Origin of the sequence: Albidovulum sediminis, assembly GCF_025380365.1 — a bacterium.
Taxonomy (GTDB): Bacteria; Pseudomonadota; Alphaproteobacteria; order Rhodobacterales; family Rhodobacteraceae; genus Albidovulum; species Albidovulum sediminis.
Window position 1 is genome coordinate 2,133,489 of record NZ_JAOCQF010000001.1, and the last position, 12,302, is coordinate 2,145,790.

The following is a 12,302-nucleotide window of genomic DNA, read 5'->3' on the forward strand; positions in this document are numbered from 1 at the left end:
CGGGCCGTTCGTTCAGGGCAGGAGCGGCGACCACGCCGGGTCCGATGCCGCCCCCTCGGTCGGGACGGCCCGCAGGTTCCGGCCCGAGATGTCGACAGAATAAAGCTGCGCCGATCCGCCCGCGCCAGCACTTTCGCGGGTGAACATGATCACCCGTCCGTTCGGCGCCCAGGTCGGCCCCTCGTCCAGGAAGGACGCGGTCAGAAGCCGTTCCTCGCTGCCATCCGCGCGCATCACGCCGATGTGGAACCGGCCCGCGTTCTGCTTGGTGAAGGCGATAAGATCGCCGCGCGGGCTCCAGACCGGCGTGCCATAGCGCCCCTCGCCGAAGCTGATGCGCGTCGGCTCCCCCCCGCCGACCGGCATGACGTAAAGTTGCTGCGTCCCCGAACGGTCGCTTTCGAAGACGACGCGGCTGCCGTCGGGCGAAAACGACGGAGCGGTTTCGATCGACGGCGCGGTCGTCAGCCGGACCGGCTGGTTGGAGCCGAGCGCCAGCGCGTAGAGGTCGGTGTTGCCGCCCTGTTCGACCGAATAGATGACGGTGCCGCCATCGGGCGAGAAGCGCGGCGCGAAGGTCATGTTGCCCGAGAGGTCCGCCAGGCCTTGGGACGTGACCGAGGCGATGTCGAGCATCTTGATGCGCGGAAAGCCGGTTTCATAGGAGGTGTAGAGCACCCGGCTGCCATCCGGCGAGAAGCGCGGCGCCAGCACGATGGCGGAACTGTCGGTCAGGTACTGCACGTTGGCGCCGTCGTAGTCCATGATCGCCAGCCGCTTCAGCCGCTGGTCCTTGGGCCCGCTTTCCGACACGAAGACCACGCGGCTGTCGAAATATCCGCCCTCGCCGGTGATCCGGGCATAGACCTGGTCGGCCACCTTGTGCGCGATCCGCCGCCAGTTCGCGGATCCGCCGCCGAACTGGAGGCCGTCGCCCATCGGCTGGCCCGAAAAGACGTCGAACAACCGGAACTTGACGTTCAGCCGCCCGTCCGAGCCCAGCGCCACCGATCCCGTCACCAGCGCCTGCGCGTTGATCGCCTTCCAGTCGGCGTAGGATACCGGTGCGTCGAAGTTCGAAACGCGGGCGATATGGGCCGATTGCGGGATCTCGCGGAAAAGGCCGGTTCCGGCCAGGTCGGCAGCCACCACGCGGGTGACCTGATCGGCGAATTCGGCCGCCGAGGGGTTTTCAGCGATGAAGGTGGGCGCGGCGAAGGGCAAGGGCTCGATCACGCCCTCCTCGATCACGATCCGCAGGGGGCCATCCTGCGCCAGCGCGGGAATGGCGGTGAATCCGATGGCGGCAAGCGCCAGGCAAAGGGTGCGCAGCATCACGGGCATTCTTCCTCCGGCAGAGGGGTGGATGGGGATCTGCGATGTCTTTCCGGTCATCGCAATCGGGGCCGCGTCGCGCAACCCCGGTGTTCCTGTCTGAGCGGTGGACCGCCCGTCTGATAACGATGTCGTGATCATCTGAGCCGCATCCTTTCGGGGTTGAAGACGATCTCGATCACCTTCCACTGTTCGTACTTGTCACGCGGCAGCGGATAGCCTTCGCCGGCGCACCGCAGGATCGCGCGGCGCCCGGCCTCGAACGCCTGCTTGGCGGAGGCTTCGGTTCCGCCCTCGTAGCTGATCATGCGGATCGAGCCGGAGTCGGGCCGCCCGTCCGGGGACATCGCCACCGAGACCGTCACGATGGTCCTGAGCGCGTCCGTCGACAGCGCGCCGACGTTCCAGCACTGCTTGACCGCCACCACGAGCGCGTCCTTCTCCCCGCCGGTCATCGGCGGGCCCGAAGCCGCGGTGCCGGTGCCCGGCGCAGGGTCTTCCGATGCCGCGCCGGCCAGCGCCTCGGCCAGCGCGTCGGCGACAGCGTCCGATTGCGTCTGCGATGGCGGCGCCTCGGCAGCGGCCGGTTCGGGCGGGGTCGCGGGGGTGGTTTCGGGGGTGGCCGCGGGCTTCACCGGCTTTTCCGGCCGCGGCTTGGGGCGGGCCGATGTCAGCGGCGCGGCCGAGGCCACCTCCTCCGGGTCCTTGTTCTCTTCCGTCTCCAGGACCTCGCCCGCCTCTTCCGGCGCGGCGGCCTCCTGGGTTTCCTGCGGCTGCGCCTCTTCGGCGGGCGCCTCGACGGTCTGCTCCACCACCTCGGGCGCCGGGGCGGCGTCGGGCTCGGGCGCGTCGGTCGGCACCGGGGCCACACGCGGGGCGGGCCGCGGCGTCGGCTTGCGCGCGATCTCGGTCACGATGGTCGCCGACGGCTCCTCGGTTGGCGGCAGGATCGCCGTCGGCGGGGTGTCCGTCACTTCGGCGGCTGGCGGGGTCAGTTCCGTCACGTCGGGCGATACGTCGGGCTCCGGCTCCGCCACCGGCGGCTCTGGCGTCACCGTTTCAGGTTCCGCCTCCTCGACCGGGGCGGGGGCCGCCTCCTCCGCCGCGGGCGGTTCGGGCAGGGAAGGCTGCAGCGGCGTTTCCTCCGGCGCCCGCGGCGCGGCCGCCACCAGCGCATCGAACTCCGCCGCCGACATCAGCGACACCTCGGTTGCCACCGACGTCGGCGGAATGTCGTGCGAAAAGAAGATCCCGCCCACAAGCAGCCACAGGATCGCGCCGAGGTGAACCCCGCCCGATACGATGAAACCGATGCGTTCGGATCTTTGCCGGGGCATCTGCCCTAGTTCCCGCCCTGGCCGTCGAAGCGCGGTCCGCCCGCGTCTGTCACCAGCACGATGTTGGCGAAGCCCGCCGAGTTCAGCGCCCCCATCACCTGCACCACCCGCTCATAGGCGATGGTCCCGTCGGCGCGCAGGAACAGCTTGTCGCTGGTCCGCTCGGCCGAGATTGCCATCAGCTTGGCGATGAGGTCGCCCTCGGCGATCGGCTCGTTCTGGATCGAGATGGCGCCGTCGGCCTGGATCGAGATGGTCAGCGGCTCTTCCTGTTCAGTCGTCACCGCCTGCGCGGCAGTCTTGGGCAGGTCGAGCGGCACGCCCACGACCTGAAGCGGCGAGGCGACCATGAAGATCACCAGAAGCACCAGCATCACGTCCACGAAGGGGGTGACGTTGATCTCGCTCATCATATGCGACCGGCCGCGACGGCCCCGGCGGCGATGCCGCCCGCCCCCGCCACCCTTGATGACACCTGCACCCATGGCTCAGGCGTCCAGCTGGCGCGAAAGGATGGTGGAGAACTCGTCGGCGAACGCCTCGTATCCGGCCACGATGCGGTCGCCGTCCGTCGACAGCTTGTTGTAGAAGATCACCGCCGGGATCGCCGCCAGAAGGCCGAGCGCGGTCGCCAGAAGCGCCTCGGCGATGCTGGGCGCCACCACCGAGAACGAGGTGCTTTGCGACATCGCGATCTGCTCGAACGCGACCTTGATCCCCCAGACCGTGCCGAAGAGACCGATGAACGGTGCGGTGGAGCCGACGGTCGCCAGAACCGGCAATCCGCGCATGATATCTTCGGTCGCCTTCTGGATCGCCACGTCCATCGAGCGGTCGATGCGCGCCTGCGCGCCCGCGATCAGCTCTCCGTCCTGACGATGCGACCGGCGCCATTCGACCATGCCGCTGGCAAAGATCTTTTCCGACGGGCCCTCGGGCTGGCCGCCGATGCGGTCGAACAGCTCGTCGAGCGGCTCGCCCGACCAGAAGGCGCGGTCGAAGATCGCCGCCTCGTGCCGGGCGGCGCGATAGGCGATGAATTTCTGCACGATGATCGCCCACGACCACACCGAGGCCACGGTGAGAAGGATCATCACAAGCTTGACGGTCAGGGAGGCGGCCATGAAGAGCGCAAGCAAGGAGAAGTCATGCGCCTGCGCCATCGCAAGGGTTTCGGTTTCCATCGGTATCTGCTCGCCGGTTGGGCCGCGCTTTGGCGGCTCTGATTTGACGCAAGTCTATCGTTGTTTCTTGGAAGATGCCAACAGATTGCCGCAAACCTGCCCCGGCGCCCCGGCGCCGGGGGGCGGCCTCAATGGACCGCAGGCTCCATCCTTCGGCGAAGTTCCGCCGGGATTCGCGCGGGTTGGCCGGTTTCGGTCAGGCAGACCAGCGTGACCACGGCGGCGAACAGTCGCTCCCCCGCGCGCATCACGTCCTGCTCCAGCACCATCCGCGCACCGGTGGCCGCTTGCGGGCGGGTGATGACGGTCAGTTCGTCGTCGAAGCGCGCGGGCCGCAGATAGTCGGCCTCGACCCGGCGCACGGCAAAGACGATCCCCTGCTCGGCCTTCAGCCGCCCCTGGTCGATGCCCAGCGTGCGCACCCATTCCGTCCGCGCCCGCTCGATGAACCTCAGGTAGTTCGCGTAATAGACGATCCCGGCAAGGTCGGTATCCTCGTAATAGACGCGCAGGCCGAACTCATGCGTCATCGCCGTTCGCGGGTCACAGGCCCCGCCCCTCCTCGATCCCGAGCATGATGTTGAGGTTCTGGACGGCAGCACCCGAAGCGCCCTTGCCGAGGTTGTCCAACACCGCGACCAGCGTGGCGGCCCCCGTTTCGGGATTGCCGTGCACCGAAAGCTCCAGCCGGTTGGTGCCGTTCAGACGCTGCGGCATCACCCGCGGCTGATCGACCGAGGCCGGGACTACAGCGACGAAAGCCTCGCCCGCGTAGGCGGACCGCAGCGCGTCCTCGGCCGCGGCGATGCCGTCGCGGTTTAGATCCATCGCGACGGCCACGGCCATGCCCTGCGCATATTGCCCGACCGAGGGGACGAAGACCGGCGCACGCTTCAGGAGCCCGTGCAGGCGGATCTCAGGCAGGTGCTTGTGGGATTGCGCGGCGCCGTAAAGGAAGGAGCCTTCCACCTTGCCGCTGTCGAATTCCTCGATCATCGACTTGCCGCCGCCCGTATAGCCCGAGACGCCGGAAATCGCCGGCGGATGCGCCGGGTCAATCAGGCCAGCCGCGACCAGAGGCCGGATCAGCGCGATCGCACAGGTCGACCAGCAGCCCGGGTTGGACACCCTTTTCGCCGTCCGGATCGCGTCCCGCTGGCCCGCCGCCATCTCCGGGAAGCCGAAAACCCAGTCCGGGTCGACCCGGTGCGCGGTCGAGGCGTCGATCACCCGCGCGCCCATGGCTTTCAGGTCCGGCGCGACCTCGTGCACCGCCGCGTCGGGCAGGCAGAGGATCGAGACGTCGGCCTGCGCAAAGGCCTCAAGCCGCGCGGCGCGATCCTTGCGCTGCGCCTCGGGCAGGGAGATCAGGCGGATGTCATCACGACGCAGAAGACGCTCGCGGATCTGAAGACCCGTCGTGCCGACCTCGCCATCGATGAAGACCTTGTTCGCCATCCTTCACGCTCCCATTCGCGCCGCAAGTCTCAGGGCATGGGCCGGATCGCGGGCCGCCGCCGGCAAGACCGGATCGTAGGCCGCACGGATCAGCCCCGCCACGTCGGGGCGCAATATCACATGACCCCCCGCCTGCGCGAGGGGGGAACGGTCGCGAAATGCGCGATCCGACCAGAGCAGGACAACCTGCGCCGCCAGACCCAGCGCAAGTTCGGCCGCGGGCACGTCCGCAAGTTCCGCACCCATGCGGACAAAGGCGATGCAGGCCCGAATCGCGCCATCATCCTCAAATCGGAAATGGCGGTACTGGCTTGCCCCTTCCCCCTCGAGCCGCGGGATCAGCGCCGCCAGCCCCGGAACCAGCCGGTCGAGGTCGGGCAGTTCCACAAGCTCCGCCCAGTCGCGCAGGAAGAAGATCATCAGGTTCGCCCCCTGTTCGGGGTCGGTCTCGGCCATCCGGTGCCCTGCCAGCGTGACCACCGCCTCGATCGCGCCCTTGACGACGGTGAGCGTTGCGTCATCGACGCCGAAGACCACCGGCACGATCGGGCGCGCCCAGCGGGCAAAGACGTATGCGCCCGCGCTTCGGGTGAACAGGGCCTCGATCTGGTCGGCGGTCATGGCGATGTCCTCTAGTCGGCGTGCTTTGCGACAGGCCGGTAGCGAATGCAAGCCGACCCGGCAGGGCGGGTGCGAACGCGCCTGGGCAAACGCATCAGTTTCACCACATTCCGGGGCGGTTTCCGTTCGTAAAAGGAAGCGAACCCTTCACTTCCCGAACAGATCGGACTGTCCGGGGACTTTCGGCTGCGGCAGGCCAAGATGCGTCCAGGCCTTCTGCGCCAGCATCCGTCCGCGCGGCGTCCGCTGAATCAGCCCCTGCTGGAGCAGGAACGGCTCGATCACTTCTTCGATCGCGTCGCGGCTTTCCGAAAGTGCAGCCGAAAGCGTCTCGACGCCCACCGGCCCGCCCGCGTAGTTCTCGGCGATCAGCGTCAGATAGCGCCGGTCCGCGCCGTCAAGCCCCAGATGATCGACGCCGAGCCGTGTCAGCGCGCTGTCGGCGATCTCGCGCGTCAGGTGGCCGTCGCCTTCGACCAGCGCGAAATCGACCACCCGGCGCAGGAGCCGCCCGGCGATCCGCGGCGTGCCGCGCGCGCGCCGCGCAATCTCGCGCGTGCCATCGGATGCGGCTGGTATCCCCATCAGCCGCGCGCCACGGCTGACGATCAGGTCAAGCTCGTCGACGGTATAGAACTGGAGCCGGGTCGGGATGCCGAACCGGTCACGCAACGGGGTTGTCAGCAGGCCAAGCCGCGTTGTCGCGCCGACCAGCGTGAAGGGCTGCAACTCGATCCTGACCGTCCGCGCGGCCGGCCCCTCGCCGATGACGAGGTCCAGCTCGAAATCTTCCATCGCGGGGTAAAGCACCTCTTCCACCGCCGGGTTCAGGCGGTGGATTTCGTCGATGAACAGCACATCCCGCGCCTCGAGGTTGGTCAGGATCGCCGCCAGATCCCCCGCGCGCGCCAGAACCGGGCCGGAGGTCATGCGAAAGTTGACGCCCAGTTCCTTCGCCATGATCTGCGCCAGCGTCGTCTTGCCAAGGCCGGGCGGCCCGTGGAAGAGCGTGTGGTCCATCGCCTCGCCCCGCCGCCGCGCGCTTTCGATGAAGACGCGCAGGTTGGCCCGTGCTTCCTCCTGCCCGACGAATTCCGACAGCGCCTGCGGGCGCATCGGCCGGTCGACATCCTCGGGCTGACGGGTCGCGCGCAGGGTGGGATCGGGTTCCATCGCCTAGCCCTTCGGTGCCAGAAGCTTCAGCGCCGCGCGGATCAGGGCCGGCGTCTCTGCGCCCGCATTCTCCCCCGCCGCCTGCGCGACGGCCGCCGCCGCCTCGCCCTGGCCATAACCGAGGTTGATGAGCGCCGACAGCGCCTCGGCCGTCGCCGCCGCCTCGGGACGCGGCGCGGGCTGGGCCTTGCGCGGGGCGGCCACCTCGACCACGTCATCCGAAGGGGCCAGATCGACCGTCAGCGTTCCGCCCAGCGCCATGACAGTCGGGGCCTTGTCGCGCAGTTCCATCACCACCCGCTGCGCCAACTTCGGCCCGACACCGGGCGCGGCCTTGATCGAGGCGGAATCGCCCAGCGCGATCGCGCGGGCCAGCCCCTCTGCCCCGAGCGTGCCGAGAATGGCCATCGACGCCTTGGCCCCCACGCCCTGCACCGTCATCAGAAGCCGGTGCCATTCCTTTTCGAGAAGCGTCGGAAAGCCGAAAAGCTGGAGCAGATCCTCCCTCACCAGAAGGTCGGTATAAAGCGCCGCAGCCTCCCCCACAGGGGGCAGCGCCGCCGCGGTGCGCTGCGAGACGTGGACGACATAGCCCACCCCGCGCACGTCGATCAGCACATGATCCATCGCCCGGTGCAGGATGACGCCCGCGATCCGCCCGATCATGCCGCCCCCTTCAGCGCGGCGGCCAGCCGGCCGGCGCTTTGCAGGTGGTGCGCATGACAGATCGCCACGGCCAGCGCGTCGGCCGCGTCAGGCCCGGCGAGTTCCACCCCCGGAAGCTGGAATCGCACCATGTGTTCGACCTGACCCTTGGCGGCATGGCCGACGCCGACCACTGCCTTCTTGACGGCGTTCGGCGCATATTCCCCGACTGCAAGCCCCGCCTGCGCCGGGACCAGAAGCGCGATGCCGCGGGCCTGGCCCAGTTTCAGCGTCGCCACCGCGTCCTTGTTGACGAAGGTCTGCTCCACGGCCGCCGCATCGGGCACATGACGCAGGATCACCTCGGTCAACGCCTCGTGCAGCGATTTCAGCCGTTCGGCCAGATCCCGGCCCTCGGAGTGGATGATGCCGTTTGCGACATGGCTGAGTCGCGATCCCTTGGCCTCGATCACCCCCCAGCCGAGGTTCCTGAGCCCCGGGTCGATCCCGAGAACGCGCATGTTTCACCCTGCTCGTGTTGCTTTTCGGACACGACTAGCACGAAAGGCGAACATCGCAAAGAGAGAATGGTCGGGCGATCAGCTGACGCGCCTGTGATCGACGAGGTCGGAAATCGTCTTTGCATGCGCAGAAAACGACACTTTTTGCACTTGCAGAAACCGTTTTATTGCAGGAAGTTAACGGAACCCCGACCCATGCAATCGCTGCATGGCGGCACTGCAAGCGCATCCCTTGCCGGTGCACACGGGCCTGTCTAAATCCTCCTCAGCCGCAGGGGAAAGCCTCTGCACCAGGATTTCTGAGGATCAGGACAATGACGACTTACACCAACACCCGCGCCGCTTCCGGCCTTCACACCGGCTTCTTCTCCAGCCTCGTTTCGATCGTTGCCGCATGGAACGATGCCCGCGTCACCCGCAACGCGCTGTCGCGCCTGTCGGACCGCGAACTTGACGATATCGGGCTGTGCCGCGGTGACATCGAAGACATCGCGCGCCGCTGAGATCTTTCACGACGCAGCCGCAAAAAAAGGCCGTGCCCGGATCGCCGGACACGGCCTTTTCTGCTCGTAGGCGGTCGATCAGCGGATCACGCCGCGGATGACCTCGGAAAGCCAGATGGTTGCCTGGCCGGCCTCCAGCACATAGGCGCCGGCCTGGTCGATGACGGTGCCCTGCTGCAGCATGGCGACGCGGTCGTCGTAGAAATCTTGCCCGATCACGGCCAGGACACCGGCCTTGATCAGCAGGACAGTGAGCGCGACGAGCAGGATCGGCATGATCCAGGTGGAGCGGTAACGCCGCCTGCGCTGCGCGTTGTAATGGAACATACCCAGCGTTCCCTCCGCCTCGAACCCGCCACCCGCGGCATGGATCCGCTGGATGCGGTCGACACGGCCGTAGAAGTCTTTCATATTGGGATCGACCACTTGCCAATCTCCTGAACTTTTTCGGCGCGCCCCCGCCAACGTTGAAGCTGCGTTGAAAATAAGGCGAAAATTGGGCGCTCGTCCCGTCTTTCGGCTTATTCGTTCCGCTCCAGCACCAATGTCGTCCAATCGGAGAGTTCGTCGCGCCCGATGACACCGAAACCTGTCATTTTGTAGGCCGCTGCGACCTCGTCGGCCTGCGTGTTCAGGATGCCGGACAGAATCGCCTTCCCGCCCGGCGCAATCGCCTGCCCCATCCGGGGGGCGAGTGCCACAAGTGGCCCCTTCAGGATGTTGGCGAACACCAGATCGTAGGGCATGCGCGCCGTCAGGTCCGGGTGGTCAAACCCGGCCGCCTCGACACAGTGCACTCGGTCGGCCATGCCGTTCGCGGCCACGTTGGCGGCCGCAACCTCGACGGCGACGGGGTCGATGTCCGACGCGATGACCGGCTCGGGCCAGATCGCGGCGGCGGCCATGGCCAGAACCGCGGTGCCGCAGCCGATGTCCGCGACGTTGCGGGCGCGAAATCCCGCGCGCTCCAGCCGGTCGAGCGCCAGGAGACAGCCCTTGGTGGTCGAGTGATGCCCGGTTCCGAAGGCCATGGCGGCCTCGATCAGAAGCGGCACGCAGTCTGCGGGCACCCGGTCCGCGTCATGGCTTCCATAGACGAAGAACCGTCCCGCCTCGACCGGCTGCAATTCCCGCCTCACATGGGCCACCCAGTCGGTGTCCGGAACTTCCGAGATGACGAAGGGGCGCGCGCCGTGGGCCATGGCCATGAGCGCCAAGCCGATGCCGTCAGGGGCCTCCTCGAAATAGGCGCCGACCTCGTACTGCCCTGACCCGTCCTCGATCTCGAAGACGCCAACGCCGGAGGGTTCGGGCTCAAGGTTTTCCAGCGCCCCGGCGAGGGCTTCGGCCGCTTCGCGGGTGTCAAGCGTGGTCAGGGCGGAAAAGACGGGCATGGCGGCTCCGGGACGCGGGAAAGGGTGCGTCCGGCCTTAGGCCCCGGCCCGGTCCGGGTCAAGCGCGGCAGCGGTTCGGGCGGGGCGTCTTGCCGCCCCCTTTGCCCGCGCGGTTCAGCCGCGTGCAGCGGGAAGCCCGATGGGGCAGGTCACCCCGGTCCCGCCGATGCCGCAGTAGCCGTCCGGGTTCTTGGCCAGATACTGCTGGTGGTAGTCCTCGGCAAAGTAGAACTCCTCGGCGGGGCGGATTTCGGTGGTGATGGCCCCGTAACCCGCAGCCCTCAGGCGATCGGCATAGGCGGCGCGGCTCGCCTCGGCGGCCTCGGCCTGCGCCTTCGTATAGGTGTAGATGCCCGAGCGGTACTGCGTGCCCACGTCATTGCCCTGCCGGTTGCCCTGCGTCGGGTCGTGGTTTTCCCAGAAGACCTTCAGAAGCTCCTCGTAGCTTACGATCTGCGGATCGTAGATGAGCCGGACCACCTCCGTATGGCCGGTCAGGCCGGTGCAGGTTTCCCTGTAGGTCGGGTTCGGCGTGATGCCGGCGGAATAGCCGACCATGGTCAGCCAGACCCCCTCGACCTGCCAGAACTTGCGCTCCACCCCCCAGAAGCAGCCCATGGCGAACATCGCCTCTTCCATGCCGGCCGGAACCGGGGATTTCAGCGGCAGGCCCGACAGGAAATGGAACTCGGCCGTGGGAATGGGGTCGGGACGGCCCGGTAGGGCCTCCTCCTGCGCGGGCATGCGGGCGGGCCGTCCGAAGAGCGCGTTGAGCACCGTGAAACCTCCTTGATCCTCACGAGCGGAATATAGGTCGCCCCCTGCGGCCGCGCCAGATGATGCGACGCGATCGTGAAGCGGTCTGGCCGGCTACTCGGCCGGCGCGGCCACGGGCCGGGTCAGGATCGTCTCCCGCCCCGGCTCCGGGTCGAGAGGGATGAGGAACGACAGCATGAGCGACCCAGCGGAGATGCCGGCGGCAATCAGGAAGACGGCGGCCGGCGCGGCGATCCAGACCAGGCCAAGCGTCACCGGCAGGAAGACGGCGGCGATGTGGTTGATGGTGAAGGCGACCGCAGCCGTCGGGGCGATATCCTCGGGCGCGGCAATCTTCTGGAAGTAGGTCTTGAGCGCGATGGCCAGCGCGAAGAACATGTGGTCAAGGACGTAGAGCACCGCCGCCAGCATCACGCCCCAGCCGAACAGGTAGATGCCGCCGTAAGCCAGGAATACGCAGACCAGGCCGGAGTATTCGAAGATCAGCGCCCGGCGTTCGCCCCATTTTGCGACAACCCGTCCCATGATCGGCGCGAAGAAGATGTTGGCGACGAGGTTGATGAGGAACAGCCCTGTCACCTCGTCCACGGAAAACCCGAAGCGTTCGACCATCATGAAGCCGGCGAAGACGACGAAGATCTGCCGCCGGGCGCCGGCGAAGAACTGGAGCAGGTAGTAAAGCCAATAGCGGCGGCGCAGGATCAGCCGCTTTTCCTGCGGATGGGGTGCCTCGAAGAGAGGGTAGACCAGAAGGCAGCCGAGCCCGACCAGCGCTGTGAACCCGCCCGAAACCAGGTAAACGAAGTTGTAGGACAGGTCGAACCGCCGCCAGGTCAGCACGATCAGGACATAGGCCACCAGCGTCGCGCCTGACCCCGCCGCGGCGATCCAGCCAAGCGTTTGCGGCGCGCGCTTGCGGTCGATCCACTGCAGTTGCAGCGACTGGTTGACGGTCTCGTAGTAGTGAAAGCCGATCGAGGAGAGGAGCGTGATGGCGAGTATCCCGCCCAGCGAGGGGAACCAGGCCGTGACCGCCGTCGCCACACCCAGCAGCGTCAGGGACAGCAGCGCCAGCACCTGTTCACGCAGGAACAGGAGGACGAAGATCACCCCGATGGCCAGAAAGCCCGGAATCTCCCGCACCGTGTGCAGAAGGCCAATGTCGGCGCCGTCGAAGGCGGCGGCGGTGATGACGAAGTTGTTCAGAAGCGCGGACCAGGTGGAAAAGGCCACCGGCATCGCCGCGGCCATCACGAACAGAAGCACCGACGGCCGCCGCCAGCGGGGGAGGTGGTCGGTCTCGCGCAGGGGAAGGACGTGCAGCCGCATGGGCAACGGCATATCGCGTCGATCC

The 12,302-nt window shown here is 67.5% G+C and carries 15 protein-coding genes; 1 reads left to right on the plus strand and 14 read right to left on the minus strand.

Translation table 11 applies throughout. The features are described 5' to 3' along the window. Window positions 1-12: 12 nt before the first annotated feature. The 10 genes from tolB to ruvC all read right to left on the minus strand — a co-directional run bounded on the left by tolB (window position 13) and on the right by ruvC (window position 8,274). Complete coding sequence (gene tolB / locus N5I32_RS10515; protein WP_261495996.1) at window positions 13-1,335, minus strand: Tol-Pal system beta propeller repeat protein TolB; 1,323 nt, start codon at window positions 1,333-1,335, stop codon at window positions 13-15. A 137-nt stretch (window positions 1,336-1,472) separates the two neighbouring features. Continuing rightward, window positions 1,473-2,672 carry a cell envelope integrity protein TolA gene (tolA, locus tag N5I32_RS10520; RefSeq protein WP_261495556.1) on the minus strand — a complete coding sequence of 400 codons (1,200 nt, stop codon included), beginning with the start codon at window positions 2,670-2,672 and terminating at the stop codon, window positions 1,473-1,475. 5 nt (window positions 2,673-2,677) lie between these two features. Next, complete coding sequence (locus N5I32_RS10525) at window positions 2,678-3,157, minus strand: ExbD/TolR family protein (protein ID WP_261495557.1); 480 nt, start codon at window positions 3,155-3,157, stop codon at window positions 2,678-2,680. Window positions 3,158-3,160: 3 nt separating this feature from the next. Next, window positions 3,161-3,856 (minus strand): protein TolQ, encoded by a 696-nt coding sequence (tolQ, locus tag N5I32_RS10530; protein ID WP_261495559.1) that lies wholly within the window; start codon window positions 3,854-3,856, stop codon window positions 3,161-3,163. Window positions 3,857-3,984: 128 nt separating this feature from the next. Then, window positions 3,985-4,386 (minus strand): tol-pal system-associated acyl-CoA thioesterase, encoded by a 402-nt coding sequence (gene ybgC / locus N5I32_RS10535; protein WP_261495560.1) that lies wholly within the window; start codon window positions 4,384-4,386, stop codon window positions 3,985-3,987. Window positions 4,387-4,399: 13 nt separating this feature from the next. Then, entirely contained in the window at window positions 4,400-5,314 is a 915-nt protein-coding gene (argC, locus tag N5I32_RS10540) for an N-acetyl-gamma-glutamyl-phosphate reductase (protein WP_261495561.1), read from the minus strand. A gap of 3 nt (window positions 5,315-5,317) precedes the next feature. Further along, a complete protein-coding gene (locus tag N5I32_RS10545) occupies window positions 5,318-5,935 on the minus strand; it encodes a DUF2927 domain-containing protein (RefSeq protein WP_261495562.1) in 618 nt (205 codons plus the stop codon). Window positions 5,936-6,082: 147 nt separating this feature from the next. Continuing rightward, window positions 6,083-7,108 (minus strand): Holliday junction branch migration DNA helicase RuvB, encoded by a 1,026-nt coding sequence (ruvB, locus tag N5I32_RS10550; RefSeq protein ID WP_261495563.1) that lies wholly within the window; start codon window positions 7,106-7,108, stop codon window positions 6,083-6,085. 3 nt (window positions 7,109-7,111) lie between these two features. Further along, window positions 7,112-7,774: a Holliday junction branch migration protein RuvA gene (ruvA, locus tag N5I32_RS10555; protein WP_261495564.1), complete on the minus strand. Its 663-nt coding sequence runs from the start codon at window positions 7,772-7,774 to the stop codon at window positions 7,112-7,114. Continuing rightward, on the minus strand, window positions 7,771-8,274 hold the full coding sequence (gene ruvC / locus N5I32_RS10560; protein ID WP_261495566.1) for a crossover junction endodeoxyribonuclease RuvC: 504 nt from the start codon (window positions 8,272-8,274) through the stop codon (window positions 7,771-7,773). Before ruvC ends, ruvA begins: the two co-directional genes overlap by 4 nt. 314 nt (window positions 8,275-8,588) lie before the next feature. Here ruvC and N5I32_RS10565 point away from each other — a divergent pair, with 314 nt between their 5' ends. Beyond that, window positions 8,589-8,777 carry a DUF1127 domain-containing protein gene (locus N5I32_RS10565; RefSeq protein WP_261495568.1) on the plus strand — a complete coding sequence of 63 codons (189 nt, stop codon included), beginning with the start codon at window positions 8,589-8,591 and terminating at the stop codon, window positions 8,775-8,777. 78 nt (window positions 8,778-8,855) lie between these two features. Here the strand turns inward: N5I32_RS10565 and N5I32_RS10570 are convergent, their stop codons facing one another. The 4 genes from N5I32_RS10570 to N5I32_RS10585 form a co-directional block, all read right to left on the minus strand. After that, the gene (locus tag N5I32_RS10570) at window positions 8,856-9,203 is read right to left on the minus strand and encodes a hypothetical protein (RefSeq protein WP_261495569.1); all 348 of its coding nucleotides are present in this window, start codon (window positions 9,201-9,203) and stop codon (window positions 8,856-8,858) included. 95 nt (window positions 9,204-9,298) lie between these two features. Then, the gene (locus N5I32_RS10575) at window positions 9,299-10,171 is read right to left on the minus strand and encodes a 50S ribosomal protein L11 methyltransferase (RefSeq protein WP_261495571.1); all 873 of its coding nucleotides are present in this window, start codon (window positions 10,169-10,171) and stop codon (window positions 9,299-9,301) included. 114 nt (window positions 10,172-10,285) lie between these two features. Then, window positions 10,286-10,915, minus strand: coding sequence for a peptide-methionine (S)-S-oxide reductase MsrA (msrA, locus tag N5I32_RS10580; protein WP_261495997.1), 630 nt, complete (start codon window positions 10,913-10,915; stop codon window positions 10,286-10,288). Between the two features lie 126 nt (window positions 10,916-11,041). Continuing rightward, window positions 11,042-12,289, minus strand: coding sequence for an MFS transporter (locus N5I32_RS10585; protein WP_261495572.1), 1,248 nt, complete (start codon window positions 12,287-12,289; stop codon window positions 11,042-11,044). Between the last annotated feature and the right edge of the window lie 13 nt (window positions 12,290-12,302).